This is a genomic window from Loktanella gaetbuli, assembly GCF_020531945.1.
GTDB classification, from domain to species: domain Bacteria; phylum Pseudomonadota; class Alphaproteobacteria; order Rhodobacterales; family Rhodobacteraceae; genus Loktanella; species Loktanella gaetbuli.
Genome location: NZ_JAJATZ010000003.1, coordinates 461362 through 482112 on the forward strand (window position 1 = coordinate 461362; position 20751 = coordinate 482112).

General features: G+C 61.3%; 20 protein-coding genes. 16 read left to right on the top strand and 4 right to left on the bottom strand.

The window, feature by feature from the left end:
• Positions 1–41: 41 nt before the first annotated feature.
• From LGQ03_RS08865 to LGQ03_RS08880, 4 genes are read left to right on the top strand one after another with little or no spacing between them, the layout of a single operon-like run.
• A complete protein-coding gene (locus LGQ03_RS08865; protein WP_226748108.1) occupies positions 42–827 on the top strand; it encodes a hypothetical protein in 786 nt (261 codons plus the stop codon).
• A 7-nt stretch (positions 828–834) separates the two neighbouring features.
• Positions 835–2196 (top strand): tetratricopeptide repeat protein, encoded by a 1362-nt coding sequence (locus LGQ03_RS08870; protein ID WP_226748109.1) that lies wholly within the window; start codon positions 835–837, stop codon positions 2194–2196.
• Position 2197: 1 nt separating this feature from the next.
• Complete coding sequence (locus tag LGQ03_RS08875) at positions 2198–2602, top strand: DUF6165 family protein (protein ID WP_226748110.1); 405 nt, start codon at positions 2198–2200, stop codon at positions 2600–2602.
• The gene (locus LGQ03_RS08880) at positions 2599–3372 is read left to right on the top strand and encodes an FkbM family methyltransferase (RefSeq protein WP_226748111.1); all 774 of its coding nucleotides are present in this window, start codon (positions 2599–2601) and stop codon (positions 3370–3372) included. Before LGQ03_RS08875 ends, LGQ03_RS08880 begins: the two co-directional genes overlap by 4 nt.
• Before the next feature lie 369 nt (positions 3373–3741).
• Here the strand turns inward: LGQ03_RS08880 and LGQ03_RS08890 are convergent, their stop codons facing one another.
• Together LGQ03_RS08890 and LGQ03_RS08895 are read right to left on the bottom strand one after the other, a co-directional pair.
• Entirely contained in the window at positions 3742–4083 is a 342-nt protein-coding gene (locus tag LGQ03_RS08890) for a hypothetical protein (RefSeq protein ID WP_226748112.1), read from the bottom strand.
• A complete protein-coding gene (locus LGQ03_RS08895; RefSeq protein ID WP_371260050.1) occupies positions 4076–4363 on the bottom strand; it encodes a rod-binding protein in 288 nt (95 codons plus the stop codon). The genes LGQ03_RS08890 and LGQ03_RS08895 overlap by 8 nt, the downstream gene beginning before the upstream one ends.
• Before the next feature lie 102 nt (positions 4364–4465).
• Between LGQ03_RS08895 and LGQ03_RS08900 the strand changes: the two genes are divergently transcribed.
• Both LGQ03_RS08900 and LGQ03_RS08905 read left to right on the top strand, forming a co-directional pair.
• A complete protein-coding gene (locus LGQ03_RS08900; RefSeq protein ID WP_226748113.1) occupies positions 4466–6013 on the top strand; it encodes a flagellar hook-length control protein FliK in 1548 nt (515 codons plus the stop codon).
• Positions 6014–6024: 11 nt separating this feature from the next.
• Positions 6025–6702, top strand: coding sequence for a flagellar hook capping FlgD N-terminal domain-containing protein (locus LGQ03_RS08905; protein ID WP_226748114.1), 678 nt, complete (start codon positions 6025–6027; stop codon positions 6700–6702).
• On the opposite strand, the gene ubiB is transcribed toward LGQ03_RS08905, so the two are convergent.
• Together ubiB and ubiE are read right to left on the bottom strand one after the other, a co-directional pair.
• Positions 6699–8228, bottom strand: a complete 1530-nt coding sequence (gene ubiB, locus LGQ03_RS08910) for a 2-polyprenylphenol 6-hydroxylase (protein WP_090157987.1) — start codon at positions 8226–8228, stop codon at positions 6699–6701. The two genes, LGQ03_RS08905 and ubiB, sit on opposite strands and share 4 nt — an antisense overlap.
• A gap of 3 nt (positions 8229–8231) precedes the next feature.
• Positions 8232–8981 (bottom strand): bifunctional demethylmenaquinone methyltransferase/2-methoxy-6-polyprenyl-1,4-benzoquinol methylase UbiE, encoded by a 750-nt coding sequence (gene ubiE / locus LGQ03_RS08915; RefSeq protein ID WP_226748115.1) that lies wholly within the window; start codon positions 8979–8981, stop codon positions 8232–8234.
• An 82-nt stretch (positions 8982–9063) separates the two neighbouring features.
• Between ubiE and mutM the strand changes: the two genes are divergently transcribed.
• The 10 genes from mutM to LGQ03_RS08965 all read left to right on the top strand — a co-directional run bounded on the left by mutM (position 9064) and on the right by LGQ03_RS08965 (position 20712).
• Positions 9064–9915, top strand: coding sequence for a bifunctional DNA-formamidopyrimidine glycosylase/DNA-(apurinic or apyrimidinic site) lyase (gene mutM / locus LGQ03_RS08920; RefSeq protein ID WP_226748116.1), 852 nt, complete (start codon positions 9064–9066; stop codon positions 9913–9915).
• Positions 9916–9989: 74 nt separating this feature from the next.
• Positions 9990–10766 (top strand): enoyl-CoA hydratase, encoded by a 777-nt coding sequence (locus LGQ03_RS08925; RefSeq protein ID WP_056029375.1) that lies wholly within the window; start codon positions 9990–9992, stop codon positions 10764–10766.
• 145 nt (positions 10767–10911) lie between these two features.
• Positions 10912–11175, top strand: a complete 264-nt coding sequence (rpsT, locus tag LGQ03_RS08930) for a 30S ribosomal protein S20 (protein WP_056029372.1) — start codon at positions 10912–10914, stop codon at positions 11173–11175.
• A gap of 568 nt (positions 11176–11743) precedes the next feature.
• A complete protein-coding gene (gene dnaA, locus LGQ03_RS08935) occupies positions 11744–13114 on the top strand; it encodes a chromosomal replication initiator protein DnaA (protein WP_226748117.1) in 1371 nt (456 codons plus the stop codon).
• A gap of 102 nt (positions 13115–13216) precedes the next feature.
• Positions 13217–14335, top strand: coding sequence for a DNA polymerase III subunit beta (gene dnaN / locus LGQ03_RS08940; protein ID WP_056029364.1), 1119 nt, complete (start codon positions 13217–13219; stop codon positions 14333–14335).
• Positions 14336–14402: 67 nt separating this feature from the next.
• Entirely contained in the window at positions 14403–15521 is a 1119-nt protein-coding gene (recF, locus tag LGQ03_RS08945) for a DNA replication/repair protein RecF (protein WP_226748118.1), read from the top strand.
• The gene (locus tag LGQ03_RS08950) at positions 15511–16038 is read left to right on the top strand and encodes a GNAT family N-acetyltransferase (protein ID WP_226748119.1); all 528 of its coding nucleotides are present in this window, start codon (positions 15511–15513) and stop codon (positions 16036–16038) included. Before recF ends, LGQ03_RS08950 begins: the two co-directional genes overlap by 11 nt.
• Complete coding sequence (locus LGQ03_RS08955) at positions 16035–16655, top strand: LysE family translocator (protein WP_056029353.1); 621 nt, start codon at positions 16035–16037, stop codon at positions 16653–16655. Before LGQ03_RS08950 ends, LGQ03_RS08955 begins: the two co-directional genes overlap by 4 nt.
• An 80-nt stretch (positions 16656–16735) precedes the next feature.
• The gene (gene gyrB, locus LGQ03_RS08960) at positions 16736–19153 is read left to right on the top strand and encodes a DNA topoisomerase (ATP-hydrolyzing) subunit B (RefSeq protein ID WP_090157981.1); all 2418 of its coding nucleotides are present in this window, start codon (positions 16736–16738) and stop codon (positions 19151–19153) included.
• A gap of 149 nt (positions 19154–19302) precedes the next feature.
• Positions 19303–20712: a hypothetical protein gene (locus tag LGQ03_RS08965; RefSeq protein ID WP_226748120.1), complete on the top strand. Its 1410-nt coding sequence runs from the start codon at positions 19303–19305 to the stop codon at positions 20710–20712.
• The last annotated feature ends 39 nt before the right edge of the window (positions 20713–20751 follow it).

Genomic DNA, 20751 nt, shown 5'->3' on the forward strand with positions numbered 1-20751 from the left:
AGTAACGGACCAAAGAACGCGGACGGCAAGAGGTTTGGGCAATGCAGCTATCGGTCAGATTTGAAAATACACAAGGGACAGAGCCTGGCAAAGGCCCTGTGCAGGTCGGCTGGTTCCTGAACCAGATGAAGGCCGGGATCGTCTATTTCCCGCCTGAACGGGTGCGGTCCGTGGACATGAACAAGACCCACGCGAAATCCGCAAGTCGCTGCCCTGCGGTCGTCAACATGGAAAGCCGCTATTTCGTGGTGCGCTGCCCGTTCGATCTGAACCTTGAATTCGTGCGCGACAAGGACGGCAAGCCCGCGATGCGCAACCTCAACGGGGATCGCAGTGGCATCCGTGGCAACAAGCTGCGTGAAAAACTGCATATCGCGGCGGAACATGAATGGCGTTATCCCGGCGTACCGACCATCCAACTGGAACTGCCATATACGTTCATCGCGGATGAGCCGGTTTACATGAGCCAGGTCGCGCCGTTCATGCATTACGCGAAAACGCCACTGCCGGGCACGATCTTTGGCGGGCGGTTCCCTATCAACGTCTGGCCGCGTCCGCTGATGTGGGCGTTCGAGTGGGTCGACCATACCAAGCCGCTGGTCGTGAACCGGGGTGACCCGCTGTTCTACGTCACGTTTGAGACGATGCCGCAGGACCGGTCGGTCGTCGTGCAGGAGGTCGAACAGACCGAGGATCTGAAGAATTACATGGAGCTGATTTCGGGAGCGGTGAATTACGTCAACCAGACGTTTTCGCTGTTCGAGGCAGCAGAGGCACGGCGTCCGAAAAAACTGGTCTGCCCGGTCAAGCGTGACCGGTCGGAGTGATGGCGCAGTGACGGATACGGCCAAGTCACTGTCCGAATTGCGTGCGTCTGCGGCGCAGGCGCATACGGATGGCGATACCGAAACCGCGCTGCGCGCCTATGCAGCCTATCTGGCACAGGTGCCGGGGGATGCGCGAATGTGGTCGAACCTGGGGGCGCTGCACAGACGCGCGCACCGCACGCAGATAGCGCTAATCGCGCATCGGCGGGCGCTGACGCTGGCACCGAACGATGTGTCTGTCATGAACAACGCGGCGAATGCGCTGTCCGATGTCGGGCAATACGATGAGTCGTTGGCCTTGCGGCACAGATTGCTGGACCATACCCCTGACGATCTGAACCATCTGGCGATGGTCGGACGCTGCCTACGCGGCAAGGGTGACTATGCAGCCGCCATTCGCTGGCTGGATGCCGCGCGTGCGCGGTTCCCGGATGATGCGGAATTGCAGATGCAACTGGCCTTTGCGCAACTGGGGGCGGGGGATTATGCGCAGGCGTTCCGGAACTATCGCGCGCGTTGGCGTGCAGGAGAGTTGAAGCCGCGCAATCTGCCGTTTCCCGAATGGACAGGTCAGCCGCTGGACGGCAAGACCATCGTGATCCTGCCCGAACAGGGATTCGGTGACGCAATCCTGTTTGCGCGCTTTGCGGCCGTGCTGCGGGGGCGTGGTGCGCGCGTCGTGATGCAGGTCAAGAAACCCCTGCGGCGTCTGTTTGCGGGGATCGACGGCGTCGATGCAATCGTGCCGGATCTTACGGCTGATATGCAGGCGGACTATTGGATCAATATCATGGACCTCGCGCTGCTGCATTTCGAGCAGGATGGGTCCGTGCCACCGCCGTGTTGCCTGACGATGCCTGACGACAGCAGCGCGCGCGCGCGCGCCCTGTTGAAACCCCATGCTGGAAAGATGCGGATCGGTGTCGTCTGGACCGGGTCCGTGACCTACAAGGGCAATGCATTCCGGTCGTTCAGTCACCGTGACTACCTTGGGCTGGCGGCCGTGCCGGGTGTTCAGCTTTTTTCGCTGTACAAGGGGCCGGAACTGGCACCCTACCACGCCGACGGCACGGACGGTGTGATCATCGACACCGGCAGCAGCGAGCGCGATTTTGCGGATACGGCCGCGATGATGCGGCAACTGGATCTGGTGATCACGTCAGACACGGCCACGGCGCATCTGGCCGGATCGCTGGGCGTGCCGGTGTGGGTCGTTTTGCACTGGGATGCCTTTTGGGTGTACCGCCATGCGGGGACGAGCACGGCGTGGTATCCGTCAATGCGCCTGTTCCGGCAGCATGAACCATTAGACTGGGACGGCGTTATGGCGGATGTGACGTCAGCCGTTCGCGCCCAGATGGAGATTTGAGATGAAAGAGTTACTCGTTCCGACTGCACCCGGCGAATTGATCGACAAACTGACGATCCTGCGCCTGAAGGAAGAGAAGATCACCGATCAGGCCAAGCTGACCAATGTCCGCCATGAGCGCCGAGTGTTGCAGGCTATTGCGGATCAGGCGTTGCAGCACAGCTCCGCGCTGACTGCCCTGTGGGATGAATTGTATCAGATCAACGCCGACCTGTGGGAAATCGAGGACGATATTCGTGCCTTTGAGGCCCGCCGCGATTTCGGTCCCGGTTTCATCGCCCTGGCGCGTGCGGTATATGTCACCAACGATCAACGCGCCGCCGTGAAAAAGCGGATCAACGTTCTGCTTGGCTCTGCCATCGTGGAAGAAAAGTCATACTACAGTCCGGAGAGCCAAAGAATATGACCCCCCAAGACCGCGTCAACGCCGCCCGCAAGGAATTGCACGAGGTGCGCCAGCAGCTGTCCAAGATCCTCAAGACCGAGAAAAGCCGCAAGCGTGGCCCGGTCGTGCGATTGCTGCATGAGGTCGCCAGCATGATGACGCCGGGATTCCCCTATGCCTCGCAGGCGGGCCAGGATCAGGTCGTGGATACGATTTTCAAGGGCAAGCGGGACGGCACCTTTGTGGATATCGGTGCGTTCAACGGAATAACTGGTTCAAATTCTCTGTATTTCGAGAAGTGGCGCGGCTGGACCGGCACCCTGGTCGAGCCGGTGAAAGAGTACCGTGATACGGCAGCAATGTGGCGCACGGCACCCTGCCTGCCCTATGCGATCTCTGACAGCGACGGCGAGGCACCGTTCATTGCGGTGACCAAGGGCTATACCCAGATGAGCGGGCTGAAAGGCACCTATGATGCCAAGCTGCTGGAACGGGTGCGCGCCGATCCGCGCCACGCCGAGGACAGCATCACCGTGCCGACAAGGACTCTGAACGCCTTGTTCGACGAAATAGGCGTGACCGAGGTGGATTTTGTCTCGCTTGATATAGAGGGCGGAGAGCTGGCCGCGCTGCGGGCCTTCGACTTTGACAAGTACAAGGTCGGCGTCTGGGCGATCGAGAACAACACCACCGCGCGCGACATCGCGGCACTGATGCGCGAACATGGCTATAATCTGGCGGAATTCTGCGGCGTGGACGAGATCTATGTCCATAAGGATCTCGCAACCTAAATTCCGCGCATTTTGCGGTTAGTGCCTTGTTCATCCCTGAGTTGTCATCCCCGTCACGGGTGGCAACGCAAGGACTGGACATGAGCACTGGTAGCAATCGACCGATCATCATCAAACGCAAGAAAGTCATCGCAGGTGGCGGGCATCACGGCGGGGCCTGGAAGGTCGCCATATGCGTTGTCCTATTTGCGACGGCTTTTGCCGCCCTCTGGTAAGAGTGAACCCCGTTTTCAGGGCGAGTGACGTGTCATTCTGACAAGAACCGGAAAGGGCCGTTCATTCTGAACCTCGACTTGATGCCCTGAATTCCGTGTACGGTGCGTTAATGCCCCAAGGTTTTTTCAGGGCAATTTTGTGGAGACGGCAAAATCAGGCCCGCCGTTCCATGACAGGGTCTGACGCGTCGATTCGTTCCTTTTGGCCGGCCTGCGTGTAAAGGCTCAGGCCGTCCTTGACTGATCTGATCTCGGCCAGCCGCGCGGCCGCCGCCCTGATGCCCGCACAACGTGCCTCGAGCAATTTGCCGTTTCGGTTCATCAACGTCGTCATGCGGGCCAAGGCCGCACCGTCGGGCGCAAGCTGCATGAATTCCGCGATCAGCGCATCCTTGCGCACCGTCAGGCCGGACAATTTTTCAAGATCGCCGGTTCGCAAGGCGGTCCACTCCTCTTTGAGGAGGTTTTCGCAAAGCAGGGTGATCCGGTCAGTCATCGGTGCGAGCCTTCATCGCGTTAAAGAGCGATTCGGCGATGCCGATACCGCCGGCGGCCACCATCTTTTCCGCCTGCGCGTCACGCAGAAACGATGAAAATTGATCCGAACCGGGCCCGGAGCCGAATGGGCCAGCCGCCCCATCGAATTGCATGGATTTGAGCATTTCCGAAAGGAATGTTGCCTCCAGCTTGCGGGCGGCCTGCAGCAAATCGGTGTCCGGGCCAGTTGCAACTGGCAACTGTCTGGGCGGAACGGGCGGAACAGCAGTGGGGATCACGATGGCACCTCTTGTTGCGATCCGTCCAAGAAAGCGCAGTGGGGTAAAACATTTGCTAACTTCTGTGCTTCATCAAAGCGCTAGAGTCACAAGGAGGACGCAATGCAGATCGCTCTGGGGCCTGGCATGACGAGAGGGCAGGTGCTGTTTGACGTTGTGTCGCCCAGCGATGTCACGGTGCCGTCAGCTCCGTTTGACGAATTCCTGACTGGGGATGTCGGCGTCTGGCAGATGCCAGATCAGGAAAAGGCCGCTGGGGGCGAAGCGGGTGACGAAAACGAATCTGCTCATCTGGTCGATATCATTGACGCGGGTGCGTCCGGACCTCTACCGCAGGCGATTTTGCCGATACCAACCGATCCAATGGTGTTGATGCACATGCCTCAAAACGAGAGGGCAGTGAAGGCAGTGGTGGCTTCTTCTTCGTGGCCTGCCGCTACTGAAACCGAAGATATGCCATTCCTCACAGGCACGGACGGTCCCGGTGTGCGTGTCGATGCCCACCGGGGGTTCCGTGCGGCAGAGGGCATGACTGCGCAGCAAATTGACACCGACGGCAATCTGACAGTCGTGTCGCCCGTCAAAGAGATCGGGGCACCAAATGCAAAGTCACAAGAATCACCGGGACAACCGGTGTCGACCTTGACCGACACGACGACTGCGAAACTCGATGTGTCGGACAAGGCGAACGATCAATTCGTAAGGGGGGATACGCAAAAAAGCGCGCTTTTTCAGTCCATTGATCAAATCATACCTGCTGCCACCACGATCAGCCCAGCTGCAATCGCGGTCACAAACCCAGTGGTCGGTTTTGCGACCGCGCCGCGAACGTCCATGCCGCGCACCGACCTGCAGTTGCGCCAGGACGATCAAACTGCGGTCAGTTTGCATACAGCAAACACGGTGCCCGTGATGCCGCCCTTGGGCGGCGCAGTGTCGGACGACATGACTGTTGGACTGTCGGCGATCGACAAACAGGCCTTTCGGCGTACGCTGGAGGGACAGCGACAAGGTGCGGTTGAAATTCAGGCAACGCCTGTTTCAGATCCACATGACAAAAGTAGCATTTTCGGTGGGATCACCTCGATGATGCGACCCGATCGTGATTCTGTCGACCTCCTGAGATCCGTTCATGCTGGATTGACGTCGGACAGTGGTGCGCGATCCGATTTGATGACGCCGTTTGCGCCTTTGGGCCTTGGGTCTGGCGATTTGCAGGCAGAGCGTGTTCCAAGGTCAACTGTCGCCTCGCCCGTTGCGGGCTCCGTCGCGCAGCAGATCGCAGTCACGATCAATCAGGCCACCGAAGGCACGGTTGAGTTGGCGCTGAACCCGGCTGAATTGGGGCGCGTCCGGATGACTTTGACAGCGCAGGATCACGGCATGGCCATCCATGTGTTGACTGAACGGCCGGAAACCGCGGACCTGATGCGGCGCCATGTCGATGGGTTGCAGCAAGAGCTGCGTGCCCTGGGGTACACATCGGTGACGCTGGATTTCGACGCGGGTGGTGCGACCCGTGATCGTGCGAAGGGGCAACCCGAGCCGTCGCAGAACGCAAACGAGATCGGGACTGTTTCAACCGGCGAGCAACCGATCCAGCCGCAGCCGGTGGCGCTGCGTACCGGCGGTTTGGACCTCAGGCTCTGAAGGAAAGCAAAATGGAAATTTCGCAGATCACGTCCCAGCAATTGCAGACGGCGGCGACTGCCGTGCCTGCGGCAGACACGACCGCAATCAGTGCCGATTTCGAGACTTTCCTCAAGATGCTGACGGTGCAGATGCAGAATCAGGATCCTCTTGACCCGGTGGATTCGGCCGATTACGCGACGCAGCTTGCGACGTTTTCGGGGGTCGAACAGCAGGTTCAGACCAATGATCTGCTGCGGATCATGACAGGACAACTGGCCGCCGGCGGTTTGTCGCAACTGGCAGGCTGGGTCGGGCTGGAAGCGCGGACCGAAGGCGCGGTCTTGTTCGACGGCACACCGATCACGATCAATCCGATCATGCCTGGCGGGGCGCAGGACGCGCGGCTGATTGTCCGCGATGTCAGTGGGAATGAGGTGCAGCGCATCCCCATTCCGGTTGGGAACGATCCGCTGACATGGGCTGGCGTGACGGCTGACGGCGCGCCGCTGCCAAACGGGCGCTACAGTTTCGAAACGGTCAGCCTGCGTGGCGGCGAGGTGTTGTCGCAGGACCCGGTCGGGATTTACGGGACCATCGCCGAAGTGCGTGTTGAAAATGGTCAGAACATGATCCTGTTCGCCTCGGGGCAAAAGGTTCCTGCGGCAGAGGTGACTGCGGTGCGTGATCCGGCGCTTCGGGGGCGTTAAAGAATGCTCTCAGCAAGCCAGAGCAGACCAACGATCGTCGCACCCAGCGCGGCCCAAGAGATACGCGCGATGCGGCGCTGCGGACGGGGCGGTGGCGGTGGGTTGTTCAGACGGATCAGCGCCTCTTCGGCGAGGCGCGGCAGCTGTGGTCCGAACCGCGCAAGGATGATCGCGGTGCGGCGCAGATCATCAAGCAGGGCGCGTGGCCCGATGCTCTTGCTGACATAGTCGGTAACCACCGGCTTGGCCGATTGCCAGATATTCATGTTGGGATCGAGGGTGCGCGCCACGCCTTCGACGACGACCATGGTGCGTTGCAACAGGATCAGTTCGGTTCGGGTTTCCATCCCAAAGCGTTCGGTGACCTCGAACAGGTAAGACAAGAGCCGGGCCATGGAGATGCGGCTGGCGTCCATCCCGAATATCGGTTCTCCGACGGCACGCAGCGCGCGGGCGAATTCATCCACGTCCTTGTCGGCGGGGACATAGCCAGCCTCGAAATGGACCTCGGCCACGCGCTGATAATCCTGCCGGATAAAGCCGAACAGGATTTCCGCGTAGACCCTGCGGGTGTAGCTGTCGATGCGCCCCATGATCCCGAAATCATAAGCGATGATGGTGCCATCGGCGCGAATCTTGAGGTTTCCCTGATGCATGTCGCCATGAAAGAAACCGTCGCGCAGCGCATGGTTGAGGAACAGTGTCAGCACACGGTCCGCGATTGCCTTGCGGTCCAGACCGGCGGCGTCCAGCGCGTCGATATCGCCGGCCCCGATGCCTTCGGCCCAGTCCAGCGTCATCACGCGGCGGCCCGACAGGTCCCAGCGAATGCGCGGCACATGAAACCCGGCGTCGTTTTCGGTGTTGGCGGCAAATTCCGCCGCGGCCGAACTTTCGAGGCGCAGATCCAATTCGCCCATGACCACACCTTCGAAATGGGTGATCACGTCCATCGGTTTCAGCCTGCGGGATGCGGGCGAAAGCACCTCGACAAAGCGTGCGGCGAAATAAAATGCGTCAATGTCACGGCGAAAGGCGCGCTCGATTCCAGGGCGCAGGATCTTGACGGCGACATCCTCGCCGGTCGCGGCCAGCGTGGCCTTGTGCACCTGCGCCAGGGACGCGGCCGCAACCGGGTCGGAGAAACTGGAGAAAACGTCCTCGACCTCGACCCCCAGTTCGCGGCGCACCTCGGCACGGGCCTCGGCGAGGGAAAAGGGTGGCAGCTTGTCCTGCAGGACGCGCAGTTGCGTTGCCATTTCGTTGCCGACGACATCGGGTCGGGTCGACAGGACCTGGCCGAACTTGATGTAGGCGGGGCCAAGCGCCGTCAGCGCGCGCGGGGCGGGCGGCATGGTCACGTCACCCTTGTAGCCCAGCCATTTGAACGGCCAGACCACGCCGCGGACGACACCGCGCAAGAGCGGTCCGACCTCGAATGCGTCCATGATCACACGCATCGCGCCGGTGCGTTCCAGCGTGGCACCGGTGCGGATCAGGCGGATGATGTTATGCGGGCCGCGCACGGATCAGAGTTTCCAGCCAGAGTGAAGGGCAGCGACACCCATCGTCAGGTTGCGATATTTGGCGTTTTCAAACCCTGCCTGCCGAACCATCCCCAGAAATGTCTCTTGATCGGGAAACTTGCGGATCGATTCGACAAGGTACTGATAGCTGTCACGATCACCGGCGATCATCTGGCCCATCCGCGGGATGACGTTAAAGCTGTAGGCGTCATAGGCCTTTTGCATCATGGGGTTGGGCAGCTGGCTGAATTCCAGCACCATGAGGCGGCCCCCGGGCCGCAGGACGCGGTATGCCTCGTTCAGGGCCTCTTGGGGGCGGGTCACGTTCCGGATGCCGAAACTGATGGTGTAGACGTCAAAGGAGTTGTCCTCGAACGGCAGTGCCATCGCGTCGCCCACGACCCAGTCCAGCTGACCGGCCATGCGTTCGGCCTCTGCCCGCTTGCGACCCTCGATCAGCATGGGTTCGGTCAGATCAAGTACCGTGGCGTGGCCTGAACCCGCGCGGCGCAGAAACCGGAACGAAATATCGCCGGTGCCGCCTGCCACATCCAGCAGTCGCTGACCGGGACGCGGGGCCAGCCAGTCCATCATCGCATCCTTCCAGATGCGATGGATCCCACCTGACATGACGTCATTCATGATGTCGTATTTCGATGCGACAGACGAAAAGACACCCCTGACGCGGCCCGCCTTCTGGTCCTCATCGACGGTTTCAAAGCCGAAATGCGTGGTATTGGGTCCGTCGGTCATGGGTTGTCGTCCTTCTCGTCTCGCCCCAGATGTAGGACGCCGCAACCCACCTACAACGTCGTGCGACACATAGGAACACTGCATGCCCGAATTGCCAGAAGTCGAGACCGTACGCGCCGGGTTGTCCCCGGTGATGGAAGGTCAGCTGATCCAGCGAGCCGAGGTCAATCGCCCCGACCTGCGCTGGCCGTTTCCCGACAGGATGGCGGACCGGCTGACAGGGGCAACCGTGCGTGGTTTGCGGCGGCGTTCGAAATACATTCTGGCCGATCTGGACAGTGACGAAACACTGTTGATCCATCTGGGCATGTCCGGTCGGATGCTGATTTCGGGCCATACGGTAGGGAAATTCCATCACCCACATCCGGCCCCGGCAAAACACGATCATGTCGTGTTTCACATGGGGCAGGGCGCGCGGATCACGTTCAACGACGCGCGCCGGTTCGGGGCGATGGACCTGATGCCCACGGCAGAGGCGGATGCGCATTGGCTGATGCGTGATCTGGGGCCGGAACCCCTTTCCAACCAATTCAACGAAACATACCTTGTCGGGCGACTTAAGGGGCGGAACACGCCGATCAAATCGGCATTGCTGGACCAGCGAATCGTCGCGGGTCTGGGCAATATCTACGTGTGCGAGGTGCTGCACCGGGCGGGAATCCATCCTGCGCGCAAGGCGGGACGCATTTCCGCCGCGCGGATTGCGGGCCTCGTGCCGCTGGTCCGGAAGGTCCTGCAAGAGGCGATTGCAGCGGGCGGATCCAGTCTGCGCGACTACCGCCAAGCGGATGGAGAGCTTGGATATTTTCAGCATGGCTTTGCCGTTTATGACCGCGAGGGCGCGCCCTGCACGCGTGATGGATGCCCCGGCGTCATTGACCGTATCGTTCAGTCCGGGCGGTCATCGTTCTTTTGCCCCGGCTGTCAAAGATAGCTTGATCGCCGCGCGTGTTTGAAGCAACACGGTTGCCTGACACGACCAAATGACCCGATCAAACGGAGTGCCGCATGGCCTTTGAGACCATCACAGTCGACACCAGCGATGACATCACGGTTATCACATTGAACCGTCCTGACGCGCTGAATGCCCTCAATCAGCAATTGCTTCAGGAATTGTGCCAGGCGCTGGAAGAGGCCGATGGGTCCGACCAGACCCGCTGCATCATCGTCACCGGATCGGAAAAGGCGTTTGCCGCCGGTGCGGACATCACCGAGATGGCAGACAAGTCCTATGTCGACATGGTCGGCCAGGCCTATTTCCAGGCGCAGTCCGAACGCATCACCGCGATCCGCAAGCCCGTGATCGCCGCAGTGGCCGGATATGCATTGGGTGGCGGGTGCGAATTGGCGATGATGTGCGATTTCATCATCGCGGCCGATACGGCCAAGTTCGGCCAGCCTGAAATCAATCTGGGCGTCATCCCCGGCATGGGCGGCACGCAGCGTCTGGCGCATGCCGTCGGCAAGGCCAAGGCAATGGACATGAACCTGACGGGCCGTTTCATGGATGCCGAAGAGGCGCTGGCCTCTGGTCTGGTCAGCCGGGTCGTGCCCGCGAAAAAGCTGATGGACGAGGCGCGCGGTGCCGCCGCCAAGATCGCGGCAAAGTCGCTGCTTGCCTCCATGGCGGTCAAGGACACCGTGAACCGGTCGTTCGAGGTCTCGCTGGCCGAGGGCCTGAATTACGAACGGCGCACCTTCTATGGTCTGTTCGCGACGCAGGACCAGAAAGAGGGCATGGCGGCGTTCCAGGAAAAGCGCGAGGCGCAGTTCCGCGACAAGTAAGGGGTTTCCAAACGGGGCGGCGCCCCTTATAGGCCGCCCTACATGCGCGTGATGCCCGCTTTGGCAGATCAACCCGGTAGGTGAAAACCCGGGCGGGCCGTTCAGGCGCTATAACAGTATTTGATCGACCCGAAGGAAGCCCAGCATGGCCAATACACCACAGTCCAAGAAGCGCGCAAAACAGAACGAAGCCCGTTTTGCCGTCAACAAGATGCGCCGTTCGCGTATCCGCACGTTCCTGCGCACCGTCGAAGAGGCCATCGCCTCTGGCGATCAGGCCGCTGCTGCTGCTGCCCTGAAGGCCGCACAGCCCGAGTTGATGCGTGGCGTCACCAAGGGCGTCGTCCACAAGAACACAGCGGCCCGCAAGATGTCCCGCCTGGCCAGCCGCGTCAAAGCACTGGGCTGATTCTGGGGCCTCTGTGGCCCAATGACGACGATCAAGCGCGCTCCTGCCGGGGCGCGCTTTTTTCATGCCCGAGTCGCCGCTGTAAAAAATTTGTGACGTTTCAAAGGGGTCAGGGATTCTTTCGCACGGAGTCGTGAGTCAAGCGCGTTGTTGCGGTTGTGATGCCCTCTGACACCTTGCTAACTTCACCCAGCGATTCACTTCGTTCCGGGGGGAACATGGAGGGCCGCGACCAAACAGGAACGGGTTTGCGCCGGTATGCGGCGGCCCAGCGATGTGTTCCTTAGGCGTCGTGCTTTCGACAGAAAAGCGAGGATCAGCGCGCGAAATTCATTTCGTGCGAACGCTTGTTCTGTGTCTGTGTCCGGGTGCTCTGCGCACCCGCGTCTGCACAGTCCGTGTATCCCACGCAAGGCGGTGACGGGTCATCCGATCCGTTGGCGTGAACAAGACGGCGATGGTGCCATGTTCAGGGTTAGGCTCTTGGAGATGTGCGATCCGCCCCGGTCTGATGTGCGGCGCGGCAGGGAGACCCTGTCGAGATGATTTGGGAAACAGGGCAGGCAAAATGGGCGAAGCGACCGCGTGGGGACGGGTACAGGACGATCTACGGAACAGCATGAGCAAGGCAAAATTCCAAAGCTGGATTGCCTCTCTGGAATATGCGGGTGTTTCCGATGGCGTCGTGTCCTTTGATGTGCCGACGGCCTTTATCGGAAATTACGTCGAACAGCATTTTGGCGATATGATCGTCTATAGTTTCAACCGCAACGGTCAGGAAGTCAGCCGCCTGCGGTTTGGCGTGAACGCTGATCGTCAGGCGAACCCGTCCGAGGCGCAGCCGGTCAAGGCCGCCACTGCCAAGACATCGACCGCCGATTTCGGACATGATTCCGACCCGCTGGGCCTGCCGCTGGACCCGCAGATGACATTCGACAATTTCGTCGTGGGCAAACCCAACGAGCTTGCACATGCCGCAGCACGCCGTGTGGCCGAAGGCGGCCCCGTAACGTTCAACCCGCTGTTCCTGTATTCCGGCGTCGGCCTGGGCAAGACCCACCTGATGCACGCCATCGCCAACGAGATTCGCCAGCGCCAGCCGGAGCTGAACGTGCTGTATCTGTCAGCCGAACGGTTCATGTACCGGTTCATCACCGCGCTGCGCGAACGCAAGATGATGGAATTCAAGCACCTGCTGCGGTCCGTTGACGTATTGCTGGTCGATGACGTCCAGTTCATGGGCGGCAAGGATTCGACACAGGAAGAATTCTTTCACACGTTCAACGCATTGGTCGACGCCCGCAAACAGGTCATTCTGTCCGGCGACCGCGCGCCCGGTGAAATCAAGAACATGGAAGACCGCATGCGGTCGCGCCTGCAATGCGGTCTGGTGATCGACCTGCATCCGACGGATTACGAACTGCGCCTTGGCGTGTTGCAGTCCAAGGTGGCCCAGCAGCAGGACATCTATCCTGACCTCAAGGTTGCACCCGGTGTACTGGAATTCCTGGCCCAGCGGATCACGACGAACGTACGTGTCCTGGAGGGGGCATTGGTCCGTCTGTTCGCCCACGCAAGCCTGGTGGGGCTGGATATCGACATGGATCAGACGATCGACTGTCTGGCGGATATCCTGCGTGCCAACGACCGCAAGGTCACGGTCGAGGAAATCCAGCGCAAGGTCAGCGATTACTACCACATTCGCCTGTCCGACATGCTGGGGCCAAAGCGCGTCCGCAGCTTTGCCCGGCCGCGTCAGGTGGCGATGTATCTGTCGAAAACCATGACCAGCCGGTCGCTGCCTGACATTGGTCGCCGGTTCGGCAAGCGGGACCACACGACCGTGATGCACGGGGTGCGCAAGATCGAGGATCTGGCCCAAACCGACAGCCAGATCGCGGATGATCTGGAAAACCTGCGCCGCGCGTTGGAAGAGTAGCCACACAGCGGATAAATCGTTTGAAAAACCCTTGAGTCGGAGCCGAAAAGCAGTAGCGTCACGGTCCGGCCCGCGGGTGGCCGGTCAACGACGGGGACGACCATGAAATTCAGCATCGAACGGGCCAGCCTACTCAAGGCGGTTGCACAGGCGCAATCGGTCGTCGAGCGGCGCAACACCATTCCGATCCTGGCCAACGTCCTGATCGAGGCCGAAGGCGACACCGTGCAGTTCCGCGCCACCGATCTGGATATCGAGGTTGTGGACCGCGCGCCTGCCAAGGTTGACCGCGCCGGTGCGACGACGGTGGCTGCCGTCACGCTGAACGAGATCGTCCGCAAATTGCCGGATGGTGCATTGGTCACCCTGTCCGAGGATACGGCCTCCGGACGTCTGACGATTCAGGCAGGCCGTTCGAATTTCCAGCTGGCGACGCTGCCGCGCGAAGATTTCCCGGTGATGGCGACATCCGACTACACCACCAACTTCAGCGCGCCGGCACCGGTGCTGCGCCGCCTGTTCGACAAGGCGAAATTCGCAATCTCGACCGAAGAGACGCGCTATTACCTCAACGGTGTCTACATGCACGAGGCGGACGGCGAAGGCGGCAAGGTTCTGCGCTGTGTCGCGACCGACGGTCACCGGCTGGCGCGCATCGACGCGGATCTGCCACAGGGCGCATCCGGCATGGCCGGTGTGATCGTCCCGCGCAAGACCGTGGGCGAGCTGCGCAAGCTGCTGGATGATGACGATTTGCAGGTGGCCGTGTCGGTGTCCGAGACCAAGGTGCGATTCGCCACCCCGGACATCACGTTGACGTCCAAGGTGATCGACGGGACATTCCCCGACTACACCCGCGTCATTCCGACCGGCAACACCCGCAAGATGGAAGTCGACGCCTCTGAGTTTGCCAAGGCGGTGGACCGGGTCGCGACCGTCAGTTCCGAGCGATCGCGCGCCGTGAAACTGCAACTGGACGAGGATCGTCTGATCCTGTCGGTGAATGCCCCCGACAGCGGCAACGCCGAAGAAGAGCTGGCCGTGGCCTATAGCGATGAGCGTCTGGAGATCGGGTTCAACGCGAAATACCTGCTGGAAATCGCAAGCCAGGTGGATCGCGAAAATGCGGTGTTCCTGTTCAACTCGTCCGGTGATCCGACGCTGATGCGCGAAGGCAATGATACCTCTGCGGTTTATGTTGTCATGCCGATGCGGGTTTGATCGGATAATCTGACGATTATCCGATGCCTCCGGCGGGGATATTTTTGACCAGAAGAATGGATGCCGCGTGACCAGCCTTGCGGTGACGCATTTGCAGCTGTCGCACTTTCGCTCGCATAAGCGGGCGGTGCTGGACGTTGATGCGCGTCCAGTGGCGATTCATGGCCCGAACGGTGCGGGCAAGACGAACCTGATCGAGGCGATTTCTTATCTGTCTCCGGGCCGCGGGCTGCGGCGTGCCCAGACCGGCGACGTCGCGCGCAAGCCAGAGGCGCTGGGATGGAAGATTTCAGCCGAACTGAGCAACACTGGCCGGGTGACCGAATTGGTGACTGGGGCGGAGGGCACCGCGTCCCGGACGGTCACGATCGATGGCAAGGCCGCGACGCAGACCGCACTGGCCAGCGTGGTGCGGGTGCTGTGGCTGATCCCCGCGATGGATCGATTATGGATCGAAGGGGCCGAGGGGCGGCGGCGGTTTCTGGACCGCGCAACACTGTCCTTTGTACCTGACCACGCCGAGGCGAGCCTGCGTTACGAGCGCGCGATGCGCGAACGCAATCGCCTGCTGAAGGACATGGTGCGCGACGCCCACTGGTATGGCGCGCTGGAGCAGCAGATGGCCGAAGCGGGGGCCGCAGTGCAAGCCAACCGCGCGGTCTGTGTCGCGGCCCTGATTGCAGCGCAAGACGGAGCCGCGACGGCATTTCCGATAGGCGAACTGGCGCTGACGGACACTGGCGAGATCATGGCCGACGGGGCCGAGGCCCTGCTGTCGGCGTTCCAGGACGGTCGGGGGCGCGACATGGCGGCGGGGCGTACGCTGTCGGGACCGCACCGCAGCGATCTTGAAGCGGTCTATGCAGCCAAGGGTGTGCCTGCACGCGACTGTTCGACGGGCGAGCAGAAGGCGCTGCTGATCAGTCTGATCCTCGCGAATGCACGCGCGCTCGCGCGCGATACTGGCCAGCCGCCGATCCTGCTGCTGGACGAGGTTGCGGCGCACCTCGATGCGGACCGGCGGGCCGCACTCTATGACGAGATCTGCGCGCTGGGCGCACAGGCCTGGATGACGGGAACGGAACCGGGCCTGTTTGATGCGCTGGGCGCGCGCGGGCAATACCTGCGCGTGACCGACAGCGCCGGCGCGTCGACGGTGACACCGGAGCCAAGCCATGCAGATTGATGTCATTCCCGAAATGGCGCTGACCGCACAGGATGACAGCGCGATCGCGGCCCTGCTTGACCGCGCGTTCGGCCCCGGTTTCGATGGTCGGTCATTTTTCAAGCAGCGCCACCATCTGCGGATCGTGGCGCGCCGGGACGGCGACATCCTGGGGCATGTGGCGCTGTTGATGCGCGACATCCGGCTGGGGGCGCGACTGGTGCCGATCATCGGTCTGGCCGAGGTGGCGACCGATCCTGCCTGTCGCGGGCAGGGTATTGCAGGCGCGCTCTTGACAGAGGCGTTGACGCAGGCGCGTGCGTCGCTTGCGGAATTTGTCGTGCTGTTCGGCGACAGGCCGATCTACGCAGGTCACGGATTTCTGCGGGCCAATAACACGCTGACCTACGCGCTGCTGGACGACGCGCAGACCCAAGGAATGAAATCACGGGTCGATGACGGGCTGATGATCCTGCCACTGCGGGGCAGCGCATGGGATTTTCAGGCACGGGTCGATCTGGTGGGGCATCTGTTTTGACGATCTCGGCTGGTGATATGGCGCTTTATGTCGGTGCGCTTTTTGCGTTGTTCCTGACGCCGGGACCTGTCTGGGTTGCATTGATCGCGCGCACCATGTCGGGTGGGTTCAACGCGGCCTGGCCTTTGGCGCTGGGTGTCGTCGTGGGCGACGTGCTGTGGCCCTTGCTGGCGATCCTCGGGGTGTCCTGGGTCGTGTCGGTCTATGCGGATTTCATGACCGTCTTGCGCTGGGTGGCCTGCATCACGTTCCTGGTGATGGGGTGGCTGGTGATCCGCAACGCGGGCAGCGGCGTGGCGTCGAACTCTCGTCTGACACGGCCTGGCATGTGGGCGGGTTTTCTGGCCGGGCTGGCTGTCATCCTCGGCAATCCAAAGGCGGTACTGTTCTACATGGGGGTGTTGCCGGGGTTCTTTGATCTGGGGGCACTGACGCGCTGGGACGTGGTCGCGATCTGCACGGCATCCTTTGTGGTGCCGCTGATGGGCAACCTGATCCTGGCGTTCTTTTTCGGGCGGGCGCGGGCGCTGCTGACCTCGCCTGTCGCACTGCGCCGAACCAACCGGATTGCAGGCGGTTTGCTGATCGCCGTGGGTCTTGCGATACCCTTTGTCTAACCACAAAATATGGGGGTTTGCGGGTGACAGGACCGGCAAAAAAGCATATATTTTGCGGATAAGAACAAGGATAATTCCGCATGGTCGACGACAACGCTGAAAACACCGCCTATGGTGCCGATTCCATCAAGGTTCTCAAGGGGTTGGAGGCTGTACGCAAACGCCCCGGCATGTACATCGGTGACACTGATGACGGGTCGGGCCTGCACCACATGGTCTATGAGGTTGTGGACAACGGCATCGACGAGGCACTCGCCGGTCATGCAGACCATGTTTACGTGAAAATTCACGCCGACGGATCGATTTCCGTGGGCGACAACGGGCGCGGCATTCCCGTCGACATGCACAAGGAAGAAGGCGTGTCAGCCGCAGAGGTCATCATGACCCAGCTGCACGCCGGCGGCAAATTCGACCAGAATTCCTATAAGGTGTCCGGCGGTCTGCACGGCGTCGGTGTGTCGGTGGTAAACGCGCTGTCCGACTATCTGGAATTGCGCATCTGGCGCAACGGCAAGGAGCATTTCGCCCGGTTCGAGGGGGGTTACACCACCGAGAGCCTGCGCGTGGTCGGCGATGCGAACGGGCGCAAGGGGACCGAGGTGCGGTTCCTGGCCAGCACGGAAACATTCAGCAACCGCGACTATGATTTTCACACGCTGGAAAAACGCCTGCGCGAACTGGCTTTTCTGAATTCCGGTGTCCGCATCATTGTCGAGGACGAACGCCCGGCAGAACCGCTGCGGACCGAGCTGTATTACGACGGTGGGGTCAAGGAATTCGTTAAATATCTGGACCGGTCGAAATCCTCGATCCTGCCAGAGCCGATTTACGTCAAGGGCGAGCGCGACGACATCGGTGTCGAGGTCGCGATGTGGTGGAACGACAGCTATAACGAGATGGTGTTGCCGTTCACCAACAACATTCCGCAGCGCGACGGCGGCACCCATATGGCCGGTTTCCGCGCTGCACTGACCCGCACGATCAACAATTATGCCCAGTCCAGTGGCATCGCGAAAAAGGAAAAGGTCAGCTTTACCGGTGACGATGCGCGCGAAGGTCTGACCTGCGTGCTGTCGGTCAAGGTTCCCGACCCCAAGTTTTCCAGCCAGACCAAGGACAAGCTGGTGTCATCCGAGGTGCGGCCAGCGGTCGAAAACCTTGTTGGTGAAAAGCTGGCCGAGTGGTTCGAGGAAAACCCCCAGATCGCCAAGGTCATCGTCGGCAAAATCGTCGAGGCCGCATTGGCCCGCGAGGCGGCCCGCAAGGCGCGCGAACTGACCCGGCGCAAGAACCCGATGGACGTGAACTTTCTCGCGGGCAAGCTGAAGGATTGTTCCGAAAAAGACCCGACCAAGACCGAAGTGTTCCTGGTCGAGGGCGACTCTGCCGGTGGGTCTGCCCAGACGGGCCGTGACCGTGGCACGCAGGCGATCCTGCCGCTAAAGGGCAAGATCCTGAACGTCGAACGCGCCCGGTTCGACCGGATGCTGGGTAGTCAAGAGATAGGCAACCTTGTCATGGCGCTGGGCACCGGCATCGGGCGCGACGAATTCAACATCGCCAAACTGCGCTATCACAAGGTCATCATCATGACCGACGCCGACGTTGATGGCGCGCATATCCGCACGCTGCTTCTGACGTTCTTTTTCCGCCAGATGCCGGAGCTGATCGAGGGCGGCTACCTCTATATCGCACAGCCGCCGCTTTATAAGGTGCAGCGCGGCAAGTCAGAGGTCTACCTCAAGGATCAGGCCGCGATGGACGAATACCTGATCGAACAGGGCATCGAGGGTGCCATGCTGCGGCAGGGCAACGGCGAGGAGATCACAGGGCAGGACCTGCGCCGCGTGGTCGAGGATGCGCGCAGCCTGCGCCGCGTACTGGACGCGTTTCCGACCCATTACCCGCGCCATATTTTGGAACAGGCCGCCATCGCCGGGGCGTTTGCCCCCGGTGCGGTGTCCGAGGACCTGCAAGGCGTCGCGGACAAGGTCGCCACCCGTCTGAACCTGATCGCGCTGGAATGGGAACGCGGCTGGCAGGGGCGAATCACGCAGGACCATGGCATCCGTTTGGCCCGTATTCTGCGCGGCGTCGAAGAGGTCCGCACGCTGGACGGTGGTCTGTTGCGGTCCGGTGAGGCCCGCAAGACAGGCACCTTTACGCAGGCACTGCGCGATGTCTATGAACTGCCCGCGACGCTGCATCGCAAGGATCGCCACCAGTTGATCAACGGACCGCTGGACCTGTTGGCGGCCATCCTCGAAGAGGGTGAGCGCGGACTGACGCTGCAACGCTACAAGGGTCTGGGCGAGATGAACCCGGATCAGTTGTGGGAAACCACGCTGGACCCCGACGCGCGCACGCTGTTGCAGGTCAAGGTGCAGGACTTGGCCGAGGCTGACGACCTGTTCACCAAGCTGATGGGCGATGTGGTCGAGCCGCGCCGCGAATTCATTCAGGACAATGCGCTGAACGTCGAACACCTCGATTTTTGAACGCTTGTCGGACCGCGCATCATGTTGCGCGGTCCGATTGCCCGCGCCTGTGACGGCGTAGGAATTATTGGGGCCGCCTCGATATTCATGCGGGGTTTTGATCGGCATTTATCCCGTCTATCCATAGCCTGACCCAGAGGCAGGCACCCATGCAACGATTGACACTTACAGATGCGATTGGCGGCCTCCTGCTGATCGTGACGATGATCGCGCGCGGCATCTACGAATGGGGTGGCGGCGATGCTTTTCTGAATGTCTCGATGGTGTCCAGCGTGGCGGCGCTGGCCCTGTTTGCCGCGCATATTCCTTGGTCGCGGCGGGTATTCCTGATCATCGGCATTGTGCTGACGGTGATCGCATTGGTGGTCTTGCCGGATGGCCGCAGGGCGATCATCGAGGCCGTGATGCTGGTCAGTTTCATCACCGGGTTCTTTGCTGCGCTGACAACGCTGCGCAGTGCGGCGCTGACCTCGGCCCCGATCGTCAAGACAGGCGAATTCCTTGCCTCTCAGCCGCCGGGGCGGCGTTATCTGGCCCTGACCGCGGGCGGCGGATTGTTCGGGCTGATCCTGATGTATGGTGCGATCCAGCTCTTGGGGGGGCTTGCCGCGCAAAGCGTGTCGGCGGAACCGAATCCCGAACGACGCAGGCATCGGTTGCGCCGCATGCTGGTCGCGATCCAGCGCGGTTTCATCGCAACCTTGCCCTGGTCGCCGCTGGCGTTTTCCATGGCGATCTCGACCCAGTTGATCCCCGGCGCGACCTGGGCCGGGGCCGTGCTGCCCTGCGCCGTGTCGGGTGTGATTCTGGTTTGCATCGGATGGGCGATGGACAGCATCTTCAAGCCGCGCATCAGCGGCCCTGCCGCGACGTTCGATCCGCCAGACGGCACGTGGTTGCGTCGGTTGATGCCGCTGCTGACATTGTTGCTGGTCATCGGGGCGGTGACGCTGGGCCTGCACCTGTGGACCGGGGTCCGTGTGGTCGGGGTCGTGATGATCGTCGTGCCTGTGATCGCGGTGCTGTGGATGGGGGAACAGGACGTGTTGAACCATCACCGGCATCCGGTGCTGCATGTCGCGGGACGGGCGCGGGATTATGCCATGACCGAATTGCCCGGAAACAGGTCGGAAATTGTGCTGCTGGCCATGGCAGGTTTCATCGGGTCGCTGGGCGCTGCCCTGCTGTCGCCTGTCATCGTGTCGTCCGGCATCGACCTGTCGTCGGTGCCCGCCCCTGTCTTGTTGCTGGTCTTGTTCTGGACCATTCCGTTGGCGGGGCAATTCGGGATGAACCCGATCCTGTCGGTGTCGCTGCTTGCGCCGTTGCTGCCTGCCCCGGCGGAAATAGGTGCCGCGCCTGCGGCGTTCATTGTCGCAATCACGGGCGGTTGGGCGCTGAGCGGGGCAACATCGCCCTATACCGCGTCCACCCTGTTGATCGCACAATACGGCAAGGTATCGGCAAGCCACGTCGGCCTGCGATGGAATGGCGGTTATGCCCTGACCTGCGGTGTCGTCCTGTCGGTCTGGGTCTTGATCGCACTGAAACTGCTGTAAACGGCAGCAATGCCGGACGACGCGAGGTCGCCCGGCAGT

Coding starts and splice junctions, on each gene's coding strand:
- LGQ03_RS08880 (WP_226748111.1), top strand. CDS start 2,599: ATGACCCCCCAAGACCGCGTCAACGCCGCCCGCAAGGAATTGCACGAG.
- LGQ03_RS08925 (WP_056029375.1), top strand. CDS start 9,990: ATGGCCTTTGAGACCATCACAGTCGACACCAGCGATGACATCACGGTT.
- dnaN (WP_056029364.1), top strand. CDS start 13,217: ATGAAATTCAGCATCGAACGGGCCAGCCTACTCAAGGCGGTTGCACAG.
- mutM (WP_226748116.1), top strand. CDS start 9,064: ATGCCCGAATTGCCAGAAGTCGAGACCGTACGCGCCGGGTTGTCCCCG.
- ubiE (WP_226748115.1), bottom strand. CDS start 8,981: ATGACCGACGGACCCAATACCACGCATTTCGGCTTTGAAACCGTCGAT.
- rpsT (WP_056029372.1), top strand. CDS start 10,912: ATGGCCAATACACCACAGTCCAAGAAGCGCGCAAAACAGAACGAAGCC.
- LGQ03_RS08865 (WP_226748108.1), top strand. CDS start 42: ATGCAGCTATCGGTCAGATTTGAAAATACACAAGGGACAGAGCCTGGC.
- LGQ03_RS08950 (WP_226748119.1), top strand. CDS start 15,511: ATGCAGATTGATGTCATTCCCGAAATGGCGCTGACCGCACAGGATGAC.
- LGQ03_RS08900 (WP_226748113.1), top strand. CDS start 4,466: ATGCAGATCGCTCTGGGGCCTGGCATGACGAGAGGGCAGGTGCTGTTT.
- LGQ03_RS08875 (WP_226748110.1), top strand. CDS start 2,198: ATGAAAGAGTTACTCGTTCCGACTGCACCCGGCGAATTGATCGACAAA.
- dnaA (WP_226748117.1), top strand. CDS start 11,744: ATGGGCGAAGCGACCGCGTGGGGACGGGTACAGGACGATCTACGGAAC.
- LGQ03_RS08890 (WP_226748112.1), bottom strand. CDS start 4,083: ATGACTGACCGGATCACCCTGCTTTGCGAAAACCTCCTCAAAGAGGAG.
- gyrB (WP_090157981.1), top strand. CDS start 16,736: ATGGTCGACGACAACGCTGAAAACACCGCCTATGGTGCCGATTCCATC.
- LGQ03_RS08965 (WP_226748120.1), top strand. CDS start 19,303: ATGCAACGATTGACACTTACAGATGCGATTGGCGGCCTCCTGCTGATC.
- LGQ03_RS08905 (WP_226748114.1), top strand. CDS start 6,025: ATGGAAATTTCGCAGATCACGTCCCAGCAATTGCAGACGGCGGCGACT.